The organism is Paenibacillus sp. IHBB 3054 (assembly GCF_051594305.1).
In the GTDB taxonomy this organism is placed as follows: Bacteria; Bacillota; Bacilli; order Paenibacillales; family Paenibacillaceae; genus Paenibacillus_AQ.
The window spans coordinates 492,426-512,194 of record NZ_JBOFBG010000001.1 but is presented as its reverse complement, the minus strand read 5'-3'; the positions used below and the strand labels follow the sequence as shown (position 1 = coordinate 512,194).

The 19,769-nt window shown below is 45.8% G+C and carries 23 protein-coding genes; 15 read left to right on the top strand and 8 right to left on the bottom strand.

Going from position 1 to position 19,769, the window contains the following annotated elements:
- Positions 1–14 precede the first annotated feature (14 nt).
- From ACQ76X_RS02580 to spo0A, 6 genes are all read left to right on the top strand, one after another.
- Complete coding sequence (locus ACQ76X_RS02580; protein WP_438491295.1) at positions 15–887, top strand: TlyA family RNA methyltransferase; 873 nt, start codon at positions 15–17, stop codon at positions 885–887.
- A 97-nt stretch (positions 888–984) separates the two neighbouring features.
- A complete protein-coding gene (locus tag ACQ76X_RS02575; protein WP_438491293.1) occupies positions 985–1,455 on the top strand; it encodes a hypothetical protein in 471 nt (156 codons plus the stop codon).
- A 29-nt stretch (positions 1,456–1,484) separates the two neighbouring features.
- Positions 1,485–1,934: a transcriptional regulator AhrC/ArgR gene (gene ahrC / locus ACQ76X_RS02570; protein WP_341379201.1), complete on the top strand. Its 450-nt coding sequence runs from the start codon at positions 1,485–1,487 to the stop codon at positions 1,932–1,934.
- A 42-nt stretch (positions 1,935–1,976) separates the two neighbouring features.
- A complete protein-coding gene (gene recN / locus ACQ76X_RS02565; protein WP_438491291.1) occupies positions 1,977–3,704 on the top strand; it encodes a DNA repair protein RecN in 1,728 nt (575 codons plus the stop codon).
- Positions 3,705–3,875: 171 nt separating this feature from the next.
- Positions 3,876–4,952, top strand: a complete 1,077-nt coding sequence (gene spoIVB / locus ACQ76X_RS02560) for a SpoIVB peptidase (protein WP_438491602.1) — start codon at positions 3,876–3,878, stop codon at positions 4,950–4,952.
- Between the two features lie 198 nt (positions 4,953–5,150).
- The gene (spo0A, locus tag ACQ76X_RS02555; protein WP_076108893.1) at positions 5,151–5,969 is read left to right on the top strand and encodes a sporulation transcription factor Spo0A; all 819 of its coding nucleotides are present in this window, start codon (positions 5,151–5,153) and stop codon (positions 5,967–5,969) included.
- Positions 5,970–6,121: 152 nt separating this feature from the next.
- Here spo0A and ACQ76X_RS02550 read toward each other — a convergent pair whose 3' ends face one another.
- The gene (locus ACQ76X_RS02550; RefSeq protein ID WP_438491290.1) at positions 6,122–7,861 is read right to left on the bottom strand and encodes an ABC-F family ATP-binding cassette domain-containing protein; all 1,740 of its coding nucleotides are present in this window, start codon (positions 7,859–7,861) and stop codon (positions 6,122–6,124) included.
- Positions 7,862–8,119: 258 nt separating this feature from the next.
- On the opposite strand from ACQ76X_RS02550, the gene ACQ76X_RS02545 reads away from it, so the two are divergent.
- Together ACQ76X_RS02545 and ACQ76X_RS02540 are read left to right on the top strand one after the other, a co-directional pair.
- Complete coding sequence (locus ACQ76X_RS02545) at positions 8,120–8,896, top strand: RNA ligase family protein (protein WP_438491288.1); 777 nt, start codon at positions 8,120–8,122, stop codon at positions 8,894–8,896.
- A 23-nt stretch (positions 8,897–8,919) separates the two neighbouring features.
- A complete protein-coding gene (locus ACQ76X_RS02540) occupies positions 8,920–9,639 on the top strand; it encodes a hypothetical protein (protein WP_438491286.1) in 720 nt (239 codons plus the stop codon).
- Positions 9,640–9,737: 98 nt separating this feature from the next.
- On the opposite strand, the gene ACQ76X_RS02535 is transcribed toward ACQ76X_RS02540, so the two are convergent.
- Positions 9,738–10,532 (bottom strand): FlxA-like family protein, encoded by a 795-nt coding sequence (locus ACQ76X_RS02535; RefSeq protein ID WP_438491284.1) that lies wholly within the window; start codon positions 10,530–10,532, stop codon positions 9,738–9,740.
- Between the two features lie 171 nt (positions 10,533–10,703).
- Between ACQ76X_RS02535 and ACQ76X_RS02530 the strand changes: the two genes are divergently transcribed.
- On the top strand, positions 10,704–11,363 hold the full coding sequence (locus tag ACQ76X_RS02530; RefSeq protein ID WP_038594913.1) for a helix-turn-helix domain-containing protein: 660 nt from the start codon (positions 10,704–10,706) through the stop codon (positions 11,361–11,363).
- Positions 11,364–11,483: 120 nt separating this feature from the next.
- Entirely contained in the window at positions 11,484–11,792 is a 309-nt protein-coding gene (locus ACQ76X_RS02525; RefSeq protein WP_038594912.1) for a hypothetical protein, read from the top strand.
- A 154-nt stretch (positions 11,793–11,946) separates the two neighbouring features.
- On the opposite strand, the gene ACQ76X_RS02520 is transcribed toward ACQ76X_RS02525, so the two are convergent.
- From ACQ76X_RS02520 to ACQ76X_RS02500, 5 genes are all read right to left on the bottom strand, one after another.
- A complete protein-coding gene (locus tag ACQ76X_RS02520; RefSeq protein WP_342436334.1) occupies positions 11,947–12,126 on the bottom strand; it encodes a sporulation histidine kinase inhibitor Sda in 180 nt (59 codons plus the stop codon).
- A 228-nt stretch (positions 12,127–12,354) separates the two neighbouring features.
- A complete protein-coding gene (locus ACQ76X_RS02515; protein WP_341094748.1) occupies positions 12,355–12,690 on the bottom strand; it encodes a LytTR family DNA-binding domain-containing protein in 336 nt (111 codons plus the stop codon).
- A gap of 21 nt (positions 12,691–12,711) precedes the next feature.
- The gene (locus tag ACQ76X_RS02510) at positions 12,712–12,831 is read right to left on the bottom strand and encodes a cyclic lactone autoinducer peptide (RefSeq protein ID WP_156130936.1); all 120 of its coding nucleotides are present in this window, start codon (positions 12,829–12,831) and stop codon (positions 12,712–12,714) included.
- Complete coding sequence (locus ACQ76X_RS02505) at positions 12,828–13,352, bottom strand: accessory gene regulator ArgB-like protein (protein WP_038594909.1); 525 nt, start codon at positions 13,350–13,352, stop codon at positions 12,828–12,830. Before ACQ76X_RS02505 ends, ACQ76X_RS02510 begins: the two co-directional genes overlap by 4 nt.
- A complete protein-coding gene (locus ACQ76X_RS02500; RefSeq protein WP_438491280.1) occupies positions 13,349–14,005 on the bottom strand; it encodes a hypothetical protein in 657 nt (218 codons plus the stop codon). Before ACQ76X_RS02500 ends, ACQ76X_RS02505 begins: the two co-directional genes overlap by 4 nt.
- 137 nt (positions 14,006–14,142) lie before the next feature.
- Between ACQ76X_RS02500 and ACQ76X_RS02495 the strand changes: the two genes are divergently transcribed.
- Complete coding sequence (locus ACQ76X_RS02495; RefSeq protein WP_438491278.1) at positions 14,143–14,661, top strand: DinB family protein; 519 nt, start codon at positions 14,143–14,145, stop codon at positions 14,659–14,661.
- A gap of 51 nt (positions 14,662–14,712) precedes the next feature.
- Entirely contained in the window at positions 14,713–14,979 is a 267-nt protein-coding gene (locus ACQ76X_RS02490) for a hypothetical protein (protein WP_438491276.1), read from the top strand.
- 51 nt (positions 14,980–15,030) lie between these two features.
- Here ACQ76X_RS02490 and ACQ76X_RS02485 read toward each other — a convergent pair whose 3' ends face one another.
- Entirely contained in the window at positions 15,031–15,600 is a 570-nt protein-coding gene (locus tag ACQ76X_RS02485) for a thymidine kinase (RefSeq protein WP_076108911.1), read from the bottom strand.
- A 221-nt stretch (positions 15,601–15,821) separates the two neighbouring features.
- On the opposite strand from ACQ76X_RS02485, the gene ACQ76X_RS02480 reads away from it, so the two are divergent.
- From ACQ76X_RS02480 to ACQ76X_RS02470, 3 genes are read left to right on the top strand one after another with little or no spacing between them, the layout of a single operon-like run.
- Complete coding sequence (locus ACQ76X_RS02480; RefSeq protein ID WP_038594769.1) at positions 15,822–16,031, top strand: hypothetical protein; 210 nt, start codon at positions 15,822–15,824, stop codon at positions 16,029–16,031.
- Positions 16,032–16,049: 18 nt separating this feature from the next.
- Positions 16,050–17,837 (top strand): ABC transporter ATP-binding protein, encoded by a 1,788-nt coding sequence (locus ACQ76X_RS02475; RefSeq protein ID WP_438491274.1) that lies wholly within the window; start codon positions 16,050–16,052, stop codon positions 17,835–17,837.
- Positions 17,818–19,665 (top strand): ABC transporter ATP-binding protein, encoded by a 1,848-nt coding sequence (locus ACQ76X_RS02470; protein ID WP_438491272.1) that lies wholly within the window; start codon positions 17,818–17,820, stop codon positions 19,663–19,665. Before ACQ76X_RS02475 ends, ACQ76X_RS02470 begins: the two co-directional genes overlap by 20 nt.
- Positions 19,666–19,769 lie beyond the last annotated feature (104 nt).

Below are 19,769 nucleotides of genomic sequence, written 5' to 3'. Positions count from 1 at the left end.
ATCGGGAGATGAACATGGAACACCCTAAAGAACGTATAGATGTACTGTTAGTAGAACAAGGTTTTTATGAAAGCCGCGAGAAGGCCAAGGCTGCCATTATGGCCGGCCTGGTGCTTGCGGATGAAGAACGGATCGAGAAGGCGGGCATGAAGGTATCGCGAGGTGCAACCCTGAAGGTCAAGGGTGCTGTGCACCCTTATGTCAGCCGCGGGGGATTGAAGCTGGAGAAGGCGCTCCGCCAGTTTGGTATCGAACTGACCGGGAGAATCATGCTGGATATTGGCGCTTCTACCGGAGGGTTCACCGATTGCGCGCTGCAGAATGGTGCAAGCCATGTCTATGCGGTCGATGTCGGTTATAACCAGCTGGATTGGGGTCTGCGCAATGATGAGCGGGTCAGCGTGATGGAACGGACCAACTTCCGGTACATGACTCCGCCTGATCTAATCGGGCCGGTGCCTGATTTTGCGAGCATAGATGTCTCTTTTATCTCGCTCAAAATCATTCTCCCGCCGCTCAAAGCGCTGGTTAACCGCCCTGCGGACATCGCCGCACTCATCAAGCCGCAGTTCGAGGCTGGCCGTGAAAAGGTAGGCAAATCAGGAGTGGTGCGTGATCCGGCCGTTCATAAAGAGGTGTTGGTGAATGTGCTGACCATGGCTTCAGAGCTGGGCTACCGGCTGGAAGGTCTGACATTCTCACCGATTACTGGCGGAGAAGGAAATATCGAATTTCTGGCCCATTGGAAGCTGCTGCCGGAAGCTGTGGAAACAGTATCGGCAACGGACCCGGGGACTTCGTTTGCAGAGCTTGCTGATGCCGTAATTAAGGAAGCGGCGGCGACATTTACTGCCAATACCACTGGAAACTCATCGAAGAAACGATGAGTTTCTTTTGCTAGTTCAGCAACAAATAACCACGGTCTAAGTACGACAAGCAGGATTTCAGCGATCCTCAAGCGAATAAATCACCGAGGTGATTGCTTTGGCGAGCTCTGATAAAGTGGTTATGATACTCATTGGAGTGGCGGTATCGATCTTCCTGATTTACCGGATATTTATATGGCTGCAGAGCTCTCCGCGTTCGTTCATCAAGGACCGGCTGCCCCTCAATAAAGACATTCTGCCCCATCCTGCCATAGATCTGCTGGAGGCGGCTGGATATGAGGTGATTGGTGGCAAACTGAAGATTCCGATATCCTTTCAGGTGGACGGGTCTCCGATGTACAGCAGGCTGTTCATTGACTACGTTGCCAGTAAAGAAGAGGACAATTTTTACCTGGTGATTTTATCCCGCCCGCGCAAAGGGCTGGAGTTTACCGGCAGCGGCCTTCGGGATACCCTGCTGCCTTATCTGCTGATTTATCCCGAGTGCAGCGGTGTTCTGTATGTTAACACGTCTGCTTCGGCCATACATCTCATCAATCTTGGCAAAGATGATGGGGAATCGAATTAAAGTTCATTTTTTAAATACGGGAGGCAATAATGAAGGGACACAGGCATATTAAGATACGTGAAATTATTACACAGAGGGATATTGAAACGCAGGATGATCTGGTGGAAGCACTGCGCGACGCCGGTTTCCAGGTCACTCAGGCTACGGTATCGCGTGACATCAAGGAACTGCTACTGATCAAGGTTCCGATGGATGACGGCAGATACAAATATTCTCTTCCTACCGACCAGCGCTACAACCCGATTCAGAAGCTGAAGCGCGTGCTGGTGGATAACTTTGTTCATATTGATTTCTCCGCCAACCTCGTGGTGATGAAATGTCTTCCGGGTACTGCCAATTCAGTAGCAGCTCTGATCGACAATATTGACTGGCCGCAAATTATGGGCACCATTTCCGGTGACGACACTATTCTGATTATTTGCCGTCAGCCAGAGGACAGCAAAGATGTTATTTCGCAAATTATGGGTTATATCTCTTAATCAAAAAAACTCAGTGATCATCTTTTCGGAGGTGTTGTATTCGTGTTAGAAACCTTGTCGATCCGCAATCTTGCCGTTGTTGAAGCGGTGGATGTGCATTTTTATCCCGGTTTTCATGTGCTTACAGGGGAAACCGGGGCAGGTAAATCGATTATTATAGATGCGCTTGGACTTATTGCAGGCGGACGAGGATCAGCGGATTCGATCCGCTACGGCTGTGAGAAGGCAGAAATGGAAGCGTTATTCAGCTTACCCGCCAGCCATCCGGTATGGGAAACCCTTGATCGTCTTGGCATCGGAGCCGACCGGGAGGAGCATCTGGTTATCCGCCGTGAAATCACCTCCCTTGGCAAAAGCACCTCGCGGGTCAACGGGCAAATGGTGAATCTCAGCATGCTGCGTGAGATCGGCGAACAGCTGGTCAATATTCACGGGCAGCATGAGCACCAGAACCTGCTGAAGGCAGATCGTCACCTGGGATTGCTGGATACATACGGAGATGCCGTGATTGGCCCTCTTAAGGCTGATTATCAAGAGAAATATTCCTCTTTTGCCAAAGTAGAGAAAGAACTGCGGGAGCTGCAGGAATCAAGCCAGAAGGCTTACCAAATGCTCGATTTGTACCGCTTTCAATTAGAGGAAATTTCTTCTGCAGGATTAAAACCCGGAGAAGATGAATTACTTGCTGAAGAAAGGGTCAAACTATCCCACAGCGAGAAAATGATGGATTCCGTATCCGGCGCATACGAGCTGCTGTATGACAGGCAGGGATTGGAATCAATTGGTAACGTGATCTCGAAGCTGGAGGACGCGGTACGTTATGATGAAAAGGGTCTCCGGGCAGTGCTTGATCAGCTGCAGTCCTCTTATTATCAGCTTGAGGATGCTGCGTTCCAGCTGCGTGACTATCGTGAGGAAATCGAGTTCAATCCGGTCCGGCTGGAGGAAATTGAAAACCGCCTGGATCAGATTACCGGCCTGCGGCGCAAATACGGGGAAAGTGTAGAGCAGATTCTGGCTTATTATGAGCAGATTGAGCGGGAGACCGATCTTCTGGAGAATAAAGACGAATATATAGAGAAGCTGACCGAGAAGCGCGATGGATTGCTGAACGTTCTAATGGAGGCAGCCGGGAAGCTCAGCGTTGCTCGCAGTCAGTGTGCAACGGATCTGTCTACCCAGGTTGAAGGTGAACTGAAGGATCTGCAGATGGAACGGACCTCGCTGCAGGTCAAGCTGGAACCTCTGGAGGACCCCCGGGGTATCGAACATCAGGGGCGGCGTTACCGTCTGACCCGACAGGGGATCGACAGCGCCGAATTTATGATCTCTCCGAACCCGGGAGAACCGCTGAGACCGCTGGGCAAGATTGCCTCAGGCGGGGAGCTGTCGCGGATTATGCTGGCGATGAAGAGCATATTCGCGCGGACTGATGCGATTCCGGTTCTTATCTTTGATGAAGTGGATACCGGTGTCAGCGGCCGGGCTGCCCAGTCCATAGCGGATAAGCTGTTCAGGTTGTCATCTTCTTGCCAGGTCTTTTCAATTACGCATTTACCGCAGGTGGCCTGCATGGCCGATCATCAGTATTTAATTCGCAAAAAAGTCGAGGACGGACGCACGATGACCGAAGTGGAGTCCCTCTCAGCGGAAGGCCGGGTGATGGAGCTGGCCCGAATGCTGGGCGGTGTGGAAATTACCGAAAAAACATTGCATCACGCACAGGAGATGCTTGGTCTGGCCGAGGCCAGCAAAGCAGCTGTAGGGTAAGCGGGACAATGATTGACAGTAATAAAAGCCTGGGGGCAAGGTTATCTTATAGGTACGCAATTGGCGACCACCTTTTTCGTCAAGCGAAAGAAGCAAAAGGGAGCGTGACAGCCATTGAAGCCGAACCTCAGGAAGTTAATGCCCGGCCTTTTATTTGCCTTCTTTCTCAGCATGTCAGGAATGACGGGATCTCTCCAGGCCTATGCATCACCGCTGGATATACCGCCTGACAAGCCGGTACAAGGAATTGACGGGGAGCTGAAAGTCATCCCTGGAGGCCAGACGATTGGCGTCAAAGTGAAGTCTGCAGGTGTTCTGGTTGTGGGCCATCATCTTATTGAAGTATCCGAGCAGTCCAAGCTTTCACCAGGAGAGAACAGTGGTCTGGTGCCGGGTGATCTGATGATCTCGATTGACGGGAACAAGCTGGACGAGGTATCTAAGGTAGCCAAGCTTGTGGAGCGTGCAGGAATGGCAAATGAGCCGCTGACCATTGTGTACAAACGTGACGGGAAAGAGCAAACAGCGAAGCTTAAGCCTGCTTATGACCGTAATGACAAGGTATGGAGATTGGGACTGTACATCCGCGATTCAGCAGCCGGTGTCGGAACCTTAACGTTCTATGCTCCTGAGCAGGGCGTATATGGCGCTCTGGGCCATGTCATTACGGACATGAATACCGGAACACCGATTGTCGTCGGCAGCGGTCACATCGTCCAGTCCAGTGTGACATCAATCTCCAAGAGCCAGGACGGTGATCCCGGCGAGAAACGTGCTGTATTTCTAAAAGAAAGCCAAGTGCTTGGCAATGTTCAAAGCAATACGGACTTCGGGATCTTTGGCAAAATGACACGCAATCCGGAGCACAGCCTATATAAGCAGCCGATACCGATTGCTATGAGCAGTGAAGTCAAGGAAGGGCCCGCGCAAATTCTTACAGTTGTTGACGGACAGCAGGTCGAGCGATTCAATGTGGAGATCATCCATGTTGCCCATCAGCAGACCCCGGCAACCAAAGGTCTGGTGCTGCGCATTACCGATCCCCGTCTGATCGACAAAACCGGAGGAATCGTTCAAGGCATGAGCGGCAGTCCGATTGTGCAGAATGGCCGTTTAATCGGCGCAGTGACCCATGTATTTGTTAATGACCCGAAGTCAGGTTATGGCTGCTTCATCGAATGGATGCTGAAAGACTCTGGTGTGGCTCAGCAGAGCAATATTGCTCCCTACAATCTTAAGGCGGTTTAGCCTTAAGATTTTTTTGTCGAAGCTAAGCGAGAAAGATCGAAACATGAAACAAAATATTTAATTATAATCCAACGCCGAAAAAAAATAAAGAAAAATAATTTTCGACAGAAGGATATTCAAACTGCATGTCGAAAATGTAAGGGAGACAAGATAAATGTTATTTTCGAATAGCAGTTATTAATAAGGAGGAAGCAGCCAGTGCAGAATATTGAAGTGTTGTTGGCCGATGATAACAGGGAATTTACGAACTTGCTTGCCGAATACATTACGGAACAGGAAGACATGACCGTTACGGGCATAGCCTATAATGGTGAAGAAGTGCTTCAAATGCTTAGCGGGGCACGTAAAGTTCCGGATGTGCTAATTCTTGATATCATTATGCCGCATTTAGATGGACTTGGCGTCCTGGAACGCCTGCGTGATATGGATTTGAATCCGCAACCGAAGATCATTATGCTGACTGCTTTTGGGCAGGAGAACATCACTCAAAGAGCTGTGCAGCTTGGCGCGTCCTATTATATTCTTAAGCCGTTTGATATGGAGGTTCTGGCCAATCGTGTGCGTCAGCTTGTCGGTACCCAAGGCAGTATGAGCTCCTCCTCCAGCATGTCCAATTATTCCGGCTCCAGAAATAACAACAATGTTGTGCCGCTCTCCAAAGGCAAAAATCTGGATGCCAACATTACCTCAATCATTCATGAAATCGGCGTTCCGGCCCATATTAAGGGTTACCAGTATTTACGTGAAGCCATTACGATGGTGTACAACAATATCGAAATCCTCGGTGCTATCACCAAGACACTTTATCCGGCTATCGCCGAGAAATTCAAGACCACGCCTTCACGCGTAGAACGCGCGATCCGTCATGCCATTGAAGTGGCTTGGACCCGTGGCAACATCGACAGCATCTCCCACCTGTTCGGCTATACCATTAATATCTCCAAATCCAAGCCGACTAACTCAGAATTTATTGCCATGGTAGCCGACAAGCTGCGGATTGAGCATAAGGTTTCTTGAAAGGGTTAGGATCAGTGAGCGTGAGTGGTAAGGGGATTTTATGATTTTCTAGCAGCAAGAGCTATTCAGAAATGAATGCAGTAAAAAGACACTGAGATCCTATTCATCAGTGTCTTTATTGTTGTAATCATTTCAATCCAGAAGGTTGTAGTTTAAAGCAACTTAATCAGCTCTTCTAGCTCATCAACCAATACTTTTGCAAGTTCAAAATCAGTATCTTTTAAAGCCAATTCTATTTTCATTTCAACTGATTTTTTCTTTTGTTCAGTTTCTAAATAGTCTCTATCAAAATGACTAGCATAAATCATCTTTCTGAATTTTCGCATACTCATTTTTCTAACCGTCTTATCGACAATGATTAAAACATAATCCATACCATTTACCACAGAATAGAAATCATGAGAAATCATGAGAATCGCACCTTTATAGTCTTCAATGGCTTTCTCCAGTGCTATTTGTGTATAGGTGTCTAAATGGCTTGTCGGTTCATCAAGAAGCAATACGTTTGCTTTACTGGCAGAAACTTTAGCCAATTGAAGCATATTTTTTTCTCCACCAGATAAAGATTCTATCTTTTGATTAACGATTTCTCCTTCAAAGCCATAGTTTGAAATATACGATCTTATCTCTTCATAAGTTTTAAACCCAGCATCGATGAATTCTTCCAGTATTGTATTAGAATCCTTTAGCATTTCGCCTTGAAGCTGAGATAAATAAGCCATTTTAACATCAGTGTTTATTTCAATTGAATCATGATTATTATTAAAGATTTCTCGGAGTAAAGTCGTTTTCCCAGTACCGTTTGAACCGATAAGAGCTACTTTATCAGTAGATTTTATCTCAAAGTTAACATTTTCTAAAAGCAATTCATCAAAGGAAACACTATAATTATTGACATTTACAACAACGGTGTCTTCAATTTCATTATCAATACCTAAAGTGATATTCGGTTGCTTAATATCTACGAATGGCGCTTTAATTCTACGCGCTTCCAATCTTTCTTGAAATTTAACTCTAGCTTTTAGCGCTTTCCCTCTAGATGCTTCTGAATTGTAAGTTGCGATATTTCTAAGATTAATGATTATGCTCTCGTTTCTCTCAATTTCTTCATCCTCAGCGATTGTGAGTTCTTGTAACTCAATTTTAGTTTGAAGTAATGAGAAGTTATAATCAATATATCGCCCATTAAACTCTTGGATCTCCATGTTTTCAAGGTGCATAATTTTGTTAAAACAATGATTCAATAGATATCGGTTGTGCGTAACAACTAGCAGCATTCCTTTGTGGGAATTAATAAGATTTTTAAGCGCATTTAGGTTTTCAAAGTCTAAAAATACATCTGGTTCGTCCATAATCATTAAGTCTGGACTACTAAGCATTTCCTTCATCACTTGAATAAGTTTGAATTCCCCGCCACTCAGGTCGGATACCCTAAGATCTTTTAGCTTCATGAGGTTTGCTAGATTTAGTTTCTTATTAACATTGCTTTCAAAATCATCCCCGCCAATTGAATCAAATGCGTCTAAAGCTAATTGATACTTTTCTAGTGACGAATCAATATCCGATGATGTTTCCATTTCAGTGCAAATAGATTTTATTTCATTTTGGATCTTAATAGATTCTTCTCCTATATATTCAAAAACTGTTGTTTCTTTAGATTTGTCCAGTTGCGAGAACTGACTTACATACCCAATTGTGCAAGTTGGGTCCATCTCTAACATGCCATCGAAAATATATCTTTCTGGATCCATCAGTATATCTATCAGTGTACTTTTCCCACTGCCACTTGTTCCTATAAAAGCGCAATGTTGTGCCTCTTCTAACGTAAATGAAATATTTTTATATAGTTCTTTTTGCGGAAATGAGAAGGATAAATTATCAACTTTTATCATAGTATTACCTTTCTTTATAACTAAATTAGTGACTATTAATAGATGTATTGAAGATCATAAATTTTGAGTTTACCGTTGATAGAGTAACACTGTTTACAACCAACTTCAATCATTTCGCATTAAAGTTGTTCGTGAAATTGAAAAATACAACTTAGAACAATATGATCTCGCCTGTTGAGATGGCGTTTGGTAGCGGATAAGCTGCGGATCAGGATAAACTATTTGAATAATACTTTCATTGAGAGAGGAAGTTGTATTTTGAATTTGAAGAAATTTAATTCTTTAACAAAGTACCCAAGCATTCTTACCTATCATCAATTAGGTGAACGTGGTCGCTTGAATGATGTATTAACTGAATCCAAAGGCTTCTCAGAATCAGACGATGTTTTTGTTTACGAAAAAGTAGATGGTGAAAATTCAAGAATCATTCTATTTAAAAATGATTATAACGAAGTTGATTATCTGATTGGTTCCAGAGAAGAATTGTTATATGCAAAAGGAGACAGAATCGGTAATCCTTACGGGAACATTGCGGAATTCCTTAAACCGTTAGCAGAGAAAGTAACAGCAGATATCTTTTCACAGGGTGACTGGGCATTAACCGTAATTTATCAGGAATCTTATGGAGGAAAAACTAAAGCTTCCAAGAACTATTCTGACAGAAGAACTCAAGGGTATCGTGTATTTGATGTGTTCTCCTTGGATAAGGATGAATTAGATAGACTACTAGAGTTATCGCAGGAGAAAATTGCGGAGTGGCGAGATCATGGTAATCAGCCTTTTTATAATGAGATTGAGAAGAAGAGATTTGTGGAGCGCATGGATTTGCAGTCCGCCCCCCTTCTGGAAACCATCAAGGGTTCCCAATTTCCAACTTCTCTTGAGAATACATATTCTTACTTAACAAAGTTCGAAAATACGCAAGTGGGGATCGAGGCAACAGGCAAATCAGAAGGAATCATTGTTAGAACAACTGACCGTAAACAAATTAGAAAGATCCGTTTCGAAGATTATGAACGAACGTTTAGAAAATAACTGTTCAAAGTAAGGGAGCTATTATGAAGAGTCATTATACAAGAGCCGTAAATCGAATTAACAATATTGATGCTAAGTATTATATAGATATCTCTAATAAAAGGTATGAAGATGTAAGGTCCAAAGGTGAATATACTGCAGACGCTACACTTATCGCTGAATACTATCGTAGAGTTGGTGTTTTATTACAATTTATGTCTATTGAAGGCGTTAGTATTTTTGCAGGCATGGCGAAAATCATTAATAATGAAATGGAGATTCTCGATTTTGATAATCTGTTTAAAATTTGTCCTAATCTTGAGCCGATAAATTTAACGGTTTTAAAAATGATTTGCTCCAATTATATTCAATGGTGCATTCTGCTTGATGCCGGCGACCCGATTGCTATTAAATTTCATGATACATATGAGCCAATCATCAAGTTGTTTGAAAGAGGTGGAGGACGGATTAGTACTCATCATCACGAATTGGTTGGAGGGTTTGGTGCGTTTGGCCGATCTATACATGCTAGTAGAGGAGACATGAAAGAATTCGACATCAGTGACCAAGCACTTAGACAAGAAATCAAAGAGGTAGAACATGCCGAAGAATATGTTAAAGAGTATAAGTTAGATAGCAGCGTAACAAAGAATTGCCTACGATGCGGAAATAGACTGGTTGTACAAGAAAACGAGGGCTATGGTGGTAAATGGTACAAAATTAAATGTGAAACTAATATATGTTTTGATCAGAATTTTAGTTGAAATCTTCAATGAAATAAATCTTAGTCTAGCTGAACCGCTATTCACTTGATTAACCAATCAAAGTGAATAGCGGTTCTTGTTAATCTCCTCGAAAGCCGTCACACCCGTACGTCAATTGATTTTACCGCCCCGGAAGCTCCGGCATCATCCCCAGCAGATTTTCCGTCTCCTGAGAGGGATTTGTCTTTCGAAGTGCTGTCTTTGGTATCTTTCATATCACTGTCCGTATCTTCCTCAAGTCCGGAAATTTCCGGTACGGCTTTATTTGCTTGTGACAAGCGGGAGTTATCCTCTTTGAGCTCGGAAACCAAATCGCCAATTTTTTGATCGATGTTATGTATGGTAGAGCGGATATCCAGTATCCGTTCCCGTTTGGTCTGCAGGACGGTATATTCTGCATTCTCCAGCATTTCGTATCTGCCGATATCTTTGGTAGGGTTGTTAGCCAGTCTGTCGTGCTCCATCTTGGATTCGCTCTTTAACGGATCTATAGAGCCTTCCAGCTTCTTGCTCAGGCCCACCAGCTTGCCCAGGCGGTCATAAGTCGTGCTGTTCTTTAAAACAACGTCCAGCACTGCTGCAGAGCTGTCTGTTGACGTTGGTTTGCTGTCCTGCTGCTCGGGCCGGTTGCGTTCAGCTTTTTCTTGCATTTCTTGGGCTTTGAGCTCGGCAATTTGGGTATCAATGTTTTGGATTGAGGTCCTCAGGGACTGAACCCGTTCGGCCTTCATCTTCGTGTCCAAATCTTTATCGGCCTTAACCGCGCTGATTTCTTCATTTAATTTGCTTTTTTGGCTTAATAAGCTTTGGATCTCCTTGCCACGGGGGGAAGCAATGGTTTGGTTTGCGGTATTAGTGTTAACGTTACTTGAGATTGAGGGGATGGACTTCATGGGTATTTCCTCCAAATCAAAGAATTATTTACCATATAAATGTTTTATCGGTAAAGCATGACGCTAAAATAAGAATAATGCTTAAATAAGCAGCAAGTATTTTAGGGATTAATTGTTATATTGAAACACAAAGTGTTATCTTGTGTTATGATATAGGTAGAGGTGACTCCCATGAACGATTTCGATAACTATCCTGATGAGCTGGGGGATTTTATCCGGCACTTCAGAAAAGCACGCGGGTTGACCTTAAGAGGACTGGAAGAGAAGAGCGGCATCAGTTACTCTCAGCTCAGCAAGATTGAACGCGGGGAAAGTATTCCTCTCAAAGATAACCTGGATAAGATCATTGAAGCGCTTGGAGCGGATCTTAAGAACCGCATGTATCATCTGGCCGACTATATGCCGGATATTGAATACATCAAGACACTTAAGCAGGGCTACAAGCTGCCTGTCCTTAATCAGTCCCAGGATTATATATATGAGACGGCATTTAACAAGCTGAAGGAGTTTCGGTCCAAGGAAGGGAAAGAAACTTCGTACGTTTCGTTTGATTCCGATGAGGTCATCGTTTATGAAACGGAATATGGGGCAGGAATGGTAATAGAAAAAATTGAGAAATATAACCTTACTGATGTGCTCAACGACAAATTTGAAGGCAATTTGGATTCACTCCGCAAGCAGCCCCGAAAAGGCCGACAGGCCTATATCTTCGGCGAGTGGCTGCGGGAATGCATCTATGAGCTGAAGGATGAGGAGCAGGACGAGGTTATCCAGGCACTTAAGGAGTTTACCCAATTTAAGGTGCAGCAGGTTAAGGGTGCGTTTAAATGAGCGTGCGTCCGTTCTATTGTTTTCAAAAATGAATAATGTTGCCCTTTCTTGCAGCCATCTATTCATCTTGATCCATAAACCAACAACAAAAATGGTTACACAGAAAAGGGGATATCTCAAATGAGAGTTAACATGAAATTTACCAGCAAGGGAAAAGCGGCAATCGAAAATTTCAACAACGAAGAGCTGCTGGAGATCTTTGCGAGATACATCAAAACATTGACTAAGAAATATGATATCGAAGTGGACGTGCCTCTCGAAGTGAACCAGAATATCGTGGGGGACGGAACCATAATCGCCATGGCACAGAATGTGAAGTGCGATATCGAAACCTTCTTCAAAGAACTGGGCCGGGATATCAAGGTGCCTCTCAAAAAAAGACTGGGCGGAAAGCTCGACAACGTCTTCAAGACAGAATTCATCGAGTAGTCCTGAAGTACTCTCCTTTATCTAATCATTAATCATCCCAATAAAAGAAGCCATCCTGCACATTAAAGTGAGGATGGCTTCTTTGCTGTTTATCGGGCAAGGTCTATTCCAAAAAGCAGAAACTATGTAAGAATATGCTGAGATTATAGCAGCATCAAGCATCCAGGTGCTCTGAGCCCGTTAATTTTCTCCCGTTCAGTACATTTTTAATAATTTCAATAAAATCAGGCGAAGCCTTCGCCTCCACCGCCAATTCATAGATGTTCAATAACTGTTCGTCAGATAACATTTCAAGGGATGAGGGGCGCGGAGAAGGATGAAAGTAATAATCCATTAGATTCCTCCATCGGTTATTTAGAATGACTTAAATTATAGTAATCTATCTAAATGGTACCATTTGGAAAGAAATCCGTCTCCTGGTATTCACAGGGTGAATTCCCCTTTACAAAAAATGAATGATATGGGAAAATGAAGGATTGGGTCGAAGGATGTTGAATAAAAGCAACGATCCCAGTGCTAATGTGCACCGGGATCACTGCTTTTTGATGCTGCCTTTGTTCTCTTATTGCGAGGAATCTTTTTTGCGTCCTGCCAAATGTTTTTTGAGGCGGGCTTCATTGGACTCAGATACAGTGGCAAATTGTTCTCCTTGATTAAAAAGAACGATCTTCCGCTCCGCATCATAACTGTCCACATTGCTGAGACTCACGACATTGCTGCGGTCAAGACGCTCAAATCCTTTACCCTTATAAGCAACCAATAGATCGGAAAGAGTAGTGGGGAGAACAAATTCGCCTTCTTTCGTATGGACGAATATTGCATTTTTGTAGCTGGAAAAATACAATATCTCTTCTTCCTGGATGTCCAGGGAGGAGCCGTCGTTTTGTAAGACACGCATGTTTTCCCCATCCTTGTTTAATTACTTCCGCAATTCTTTTGGTGCTTCAGGGCTGTGTAAACCAATTTTCATAACAGAGACAAAGAATCGTGCGGAAGCCTCAAGAGCTGAGGATGCTTGTTTCGCAATGTATGACTTCATAACTTCAACCTCCCTTTCCATGGAATTACTGTTAAGGACTGAACCAGAAAAGCCAGTCCGATGACAGACGAACCAATAATAAAATTAAAACCAACAAGTGCTATGGAAGCCATCTTCAGACCGGGAAACCATCTGAGCGGAATTTGGGCATTTTTATCCGGGTTTGGGGCAAATAAAAACATAATGATTAAACTAAAAGCATTTATTATCCAAAGTGAAGATCCAGTGAAATTCAAAAGAAATGGGGTGAGAACACAAATTAATGTAGTAACAATATTGCAGGCAGTCGCCGTTCGTAAATGAAAACCGCCTGAACATATGCGTAGTATGCTAAAACATATATAAAAAATCAAGGTTTCAGTGAAATTATTTAACAACCCGCCAATGACAAGGGAAGCTGTGATGGTTAGAAGAGTGTTTAAAATAATATTCAAGGCATACTGCATAATTTCTTCAGAACAGGTTTCCTCTGGATTGGCCCGCTTTATTGCGGCTGAAATTTTAATAGCCAAACTGTTCAAAATTCATCACCACGGTTCTTCTTGATCGAGAAATTTAAATATCCGAACAAAAGCACAGCGTAAGCGAGAGGGATGAGAATAAATAACTGAGAGGAATTCTCAGAAACATAAATCATTAAATAAACAATAAGAATAGAAGGTAGACTTAATGTAAAGAGGACTTTTTCCTGATGTCCTAAAACGATTCTCTCTTCGGGCTTGTCCGGAACAAAATCAAAACCTATCCTTTTTCTCCCAATATAGTGTCCGATAGAGAATGCTGTCAAGGCAGATAGCGTCTGCATTAAATATACTCCTATCGATATTGAGTGAAGTTTAAAATCTGTAATTCCTGAAGTGCTCATTAACAAATATAGTATAGATTGGATAAGCATGTAGAGCTGGTAGGACATACCTGTCATAATAGCTGCGTAAAAAACATGAATTCGAAATAGCAGCCATAAAAAGAGAAAAACAAGCAGGTATTGGGTAAATACATCAATCCCTGCAAAACCGTTATTCACTCGAATGACATAAGAGAAGAAAGCCATAATTAAACCAGCAAAAACCATTTCCTTCGGATAAAGATCAATCTTGAATATCTTAAATGCCAGATAAAATAATGCGGTACTTTCGAGTACCGAAAACACAATAAAAAGTACAGAATCCAGCATACCGACACTCCCGAAGGTCAGATTAACTCAACCTTTAATCTTGCAAATATTATACCTAATGAACTAAAATACAACAATAAGATTTTGTTCTTTTCACCAAATTTTTCTTAATATTGTTGGAAAAGAGGTATTATTTGATGAATCAGCGACCGGAAAAAAATGAGTATCTTGAGGTTCAGGAGCGATATATCGCTCTAGTGCCAGCTGACGGAGATTTGGCAGCCATTCTGAGGGAGCAATCCGGAAGCTTTTTTGATTTGCTGGGAGCCTTAAGCGAAGAGCAGGGGAACTACCGTTATGCACCGGAGAAGTGGAGCATTAAGCAGATGATTGGCCACCTGACCGACAATGACCTGATTATGTCTTACCGCTTGCTTTGTTTTGCCAGAGGAGAACAAGCACCGCTGCCCGGGTACGAGGAAAATGATTATGTGGCCGCAGGTGATTTTGACCGCTTCACTCTTCAGGAACTCGTCAGCCAGTACAAACTGGTCCGCCAGTCTACGCTGGCTCTGCTGGACAGTCTGCCGGAAGACGCCTGGACCCGGAGAGGAATGTTTCATTCGACAGCAATGTCGGTTAGAGCACAGGCCTGCCTCATTATCGGACATGAACTTCATCATTTGAATGTGCTGAACGAGCGTTACTTGAATTAGTTGCGGCTGCAGTTGATGTGAGTGAGAGGTTGGAACAGGAGGAGTACGCAAATGGGCTTTTTAAGGGGCATATTGCATTTCTTTGTTCCGCGGGAGAGAACTCTGCTCTTCACTACATTTGATCAGGCCCAGTATTTCAGAGTGAAGAGCCGTCTTACCGCAGCGGGTATCCGTCACCGTTCCAAGATTAATGGAGGCATGCGGGCTGCAACCAACCGTGCAAATTATGGGGGGAACCTGGCAGCGCAGCATGAGCTGTTTGTGAGCAGGGAAGACGAACATAGGGCGCTGAAGGAGATCCAATCGTCTTCGGTCTAAACCAAAAAAAGCATTCCGGCTCTTTATGAAGAGGCTGGAATGCTTTTATATTTACAAGGGCGGATTCTTGTGGCATTTGCGGCAGACCGGATAATAAGCTTCGTTGCCGCCGATCTGGATTTGCTTGCCGCTGTATACGGGTTGGCCGTTCTCTACACGCAGCGCCATTGTGGCTTTCCGTTCACAGAACCAGCAGATCGTCTTCATCTCTTCAATTTTATCCGCGTAGATCAGCATATATTTACTGCCTTCGAATAAGTTGTTCTGAAAATCATTTTTTAGTCCGAAGGCCATTACCGGTATGTTCAGCTCATCCACAATACGCACAAGCTGGAGAATGCAGTCCTTGGTCAGAAACTGGCATTCGTCGATCAGCACGCAGTGGGGCTTCGGCAGATTGCTGCTGACTATGCTGTATATATCTGTGTTCTCATCGATAGCTATGGCCTGCTTGCGCAGTCCGATACGGGAGGAAATATACCCGACCTCGTCCCGATCGTCCAGGGATGGAGTGAAGATGAGCACCGACTTGCCCTGCTCCTCGTAATTATGGGCTACCTTGAGAATCTCAATGGATTTGCCGCTGTTCATTGCTCCATACTTGAAAAACAACTGTGCCACGTCCATCTATCCTTTCGTTCTTCAACCTGTGTAATAGTGTACCGAAAAATGCGACTTTATTAGAGTATCATACTCGTGGCTGAACTTGCCAGTGAAATCATTGCCATCGTGTTTTTAAATTTCAGCAACCGCTTTAAAGTGTGCTTCCCTGGTGATATGTTATAATATACGCAATTATGGACTTCCACAGGAGAAGCCTTGACAGAAAGGAAGTTTGGCAGTTGACGGAGAAAATGGAGCATTATAAGGAGAGAATGGCGGCACTTCAGGAGAGCGGGGAACTGTCCCCGGAAACGCAAAGTTTATTGACGGAAATGCTTGATGAATTAGCAGAAATGAACCGGAGCAACAAGGCGCTGCGGCGGGTGATACTCAAGACGGGACAGGGTTCGGCTATGTCCACCCGCCTGCGGGATGCGCTCTACGAATAAACAAATGGGGTAACGTCGATGAACTTAATTTTTTCTTATCTCAAAAGATACCGGGTGGCGGCAATCGCCGCCCTGGTAATGATGCTTATCGAGCTTTCGGTGGAACTGTCGCAGCCTTTGCTGATCTCCAAAATTATCGATAATGGGATCAGGGAGAAGGATAATTCAGTAGTCTGGCTGTGGGGCGGTGTACTTGCAGTAAGCGCGATTATAGCGTTTGCGGCGGGTGTGCTCAGCTCTTTTTTTGCGTCTCATGCCAGTCAGGGATTTGCTTTTGATCTCAGGGACAAGCTGTATGAGAAGGTGCAGTCCTTCACCTATGAAGTGTTCAGCCGTTTTCCGACCTCGTCGCTGATTACACGTCTTACCGGAGATGTGACCCAACTGCAGGATACAATATTTATGGGGCTGCGGTTTATGACCCGGGTGCCGCTTGTTGTCTTGGGCAGTGTGATCATGGCTTTGGTCGTGCATGTGAAGCTGGGGCTGCTGCTGACGGTGACATTGCCGGTGCTGATTCTGTTCCTGGCGTGGGTGATACGCAGGTCATCAGGTTTGTTTCGCAGCGTCCAAGTCCGGCTTGATGGGGTAAACGGCGTTATTCAGGAGAATCTGACCGGCATCCGCTTAATTCGTGTGTTTGTACGTATGGGCCATGAGATTGGCCGTTTCGCTTCATTCAGCGGGGAATTGATGAAGTCGACTGTAGCTGCACTCCGATTGACGGAGACAACAGCTCCGCTGATTATGCTGATCGTCAACTCGGGGATTATGGCGGTTTTATGGTTTGGAAGGATTGAGATTTCTGCAGGGGAAGCAACCCTGGGACAGACCGTGGCGGTCATTAACTACTCGTTACGCACGATAGGTGCTATGTCAGCCTTGTCCTCGATCATGGCTACGTTCTCGCGTGCAATTGCTTCTTCGCAGCGGGTGGCGGAAGTGATGTCGGCAGATGCAGTTCCGGATGTAATGGCGGAGCAAGCCGTACAGACCAATGAGCATAAGCGTGGCGTTTCTGGACGCAGTGACTATACCGGACCGGATGCTATACAGGGTGAGGTTGAATTTGAGAATGTCAGCTTCAGTTATCCGGGGAGCGAGATCGCAGTCCTGGAAGAGATCTCCTTTAAGGTGAAATCTGGAGAAAGGGTGGCGATTATGGGGGCTACCGGCTCCGGGAAATCCTCGTTGGTCGGACTGATTCCCCGGTTATATGAGCAGAACCATGGGGTGATCTCAATTGACGGTGTGGACAGCTCGGAGCTGGACATTGCCAAGCTGAGGGGAGCGATTGGTTATGTGCCACAGGAAGTACTGCTCTTCACCGGCTCGGTACGTGACAATATTGCCTGGGGGAATGAGCACGCAACCCGGGAAGAGATCGAGCGGGCAGCTGCTGCGGCGCAAATCCACGAAACGGTGAGAGGTCTTCCTCAAGGATATGACACCATGCTGGGGCAGCGGGGGGTCAATCTGTCCGGCGGGCAAAAGCAGCGGCTGACTATTGCCCGGGCGCTTGTGCGAAAGCCGGCGATACTCATTCTGGATGACAGCACCAGTGCGCTAGATGCAGTAACGGAAGGTCTTTTGCTGGAGGAACTGAAGCATATGTCCTGCACAACCTTTCTTATTACCCAGAAGATCAGCTCCACGGTATCGGCAGACCTGATCCTGCTGCTGGATGAAGGCCATTTAATCGCCAAAGGTACCCATGGAGAGCTTATGACCGACTCTTCGCTCTACCGGAAAATTTATGAATCCCAGGGCAAGGAGGCGGTGCATCATGTTCAAAGCATTAATTGAACCTTTCAAGCATCCAAAGCTGGATCTGGGACTTGGAGAGGGGAGAAGCTTCGGGGCGGCCTCGAGCCGCAAGCCCCAAGCGAAAGCGAAAAATTGGTCGGCTACGCTGAAACGGATCTGGAGTTATCTTGCTGAGCGCAAAGCCAAGCTGTTCCTCGTGCTTCTGATGGTGCTGTTCAGCTCCGGTCTGGCGCTGCTTGGACCTTATCTGATCAGCCGGGCGGTCGATCATTATTTGGAAGGATCGGGGGGCAGAACCTGGGGGACCTTCCTCATTACCCTTGCACTTGTATATATGCTCAATTCATTAACTTCCTGGCTGCAAAATATTTGGATGATCGAAATTGCCCAGGAGACAATCTACCGCATACGCACCGATTTGTTCGCGCACCTGCACCGTCTACCGATTTCCTTCTTCAACCGTAGGCAGCAGGGCGAAATTATGAGCCGCCTGACCAATGACATCGAGAATATCAGCTCCACACTGAACAGCTCGGCGATCCAGATTTTCTCCAGTGTCCTCACGTTGCTGGGCACCGTGGGTGTCATGCTATGGCTCAGCCCGCTGCTTACGCTGCTGACATTCATTGTAGTGCCGCTGATGACGCTGGGGATGCGCTGGATAACGCGGCGTACCGGTCCGCTGTTCAAGGAGCGGCAGCGCAGCATGGGCGAGCTCAACGGCTATATAGAAGAAACATTGTCGGGACAGCGGATTATCAAGGCGTTCTCGCAGGAGGAACGGGTCATTTCCGGTTTCCGAGAACGCAATACGCGGATTATGCTGTCGGGGTATTGGGCGCAGTCCATTTCCGGCTTCATTCCCAAACTGATGAATGGGCTGAACAATCTGAGCTTTGCCATCGTTGCCAGTGTCGGGGGCCTGCTGGCGATCCGCGGCCTGGTCACTGTCGGTGTAATCATCGCCTTTGTGGAGTATACACGTCAATTTACGCGGCCGCTTAATGATCTGGCGAACCAGTGGAACACACTGCTGTCGGCGATTGCCGGGGCGGAGCGGGTGTTTGAGGTTATGGACGAAGAGACTGAAGCCAAGGATGAAGGCGCAGCGGTATCGCTGGATCAGGTAGAGGGGGCGGTGACGTTCAAGGACGTCTCTTTCTCCTATGACGGAGGCGCCGATACATTGCAGAATATCAGCTTTGAAGCGAAGCCGGGCGAGATGATCGCCCTCGTCGGACCTACAGGGGCCGGCAAGACAACACTGATAGGCCTCTTATCGCGGTTCTACGATCCGAGCAAAGGAAGCATTACGCTGGACGGCATGGAGCTTTCGTCCATCCGCAGGGAAAGTCTGCGCAGCAAGATGGCTTTTGTGCTGCAGGATTCCTTCTTGTTCAAAGGCACAATCCGCGACAATATCCGCTACGGTAGGCTGGACGCCACGGACGAGGAAGTGGAGCAGGCGGCGAAGCTGGCGAATGCCCATTCCTTCATCATGCGGATGCGCGGCGGCTACGAGCGGATGCTCTCCGTGGACGGCAGCGGGATCAGCCAGGGGCAGAAGCAGCTGCTGGCGATCGCAAGAGCGATTCTCGCCAATCCTTCCATGCTGGTGCTGGATGAGGCGACCAGCAGCATTGACACGGTGACTGAAATCAAGATTCAGGAAGGGCTGCAGGCGCTGATGAAAGGCCGGACCAGCTTCGTGATCGCCCACAGACTGGGCACCATCCATGCGGCGGACCGTATCCTGGTATTGCAGGGCGGACGTTTGCTGCAGCAGGGCACACATGACGAACTGCTGCAGCAAGGCGGACTGTACAGCGAACTGGTTCGGGGTGCCAAGGATGAGGCAGCGATGTAAGGGGACAGTCCAGAATCAGAACGACCTAACTAGAAGCAGCAAGATACGCCATCCCGGCAGGCAGTGGAACTGGGGCGGCGGGCTTGCTGCTTTTTTTGCCTTTT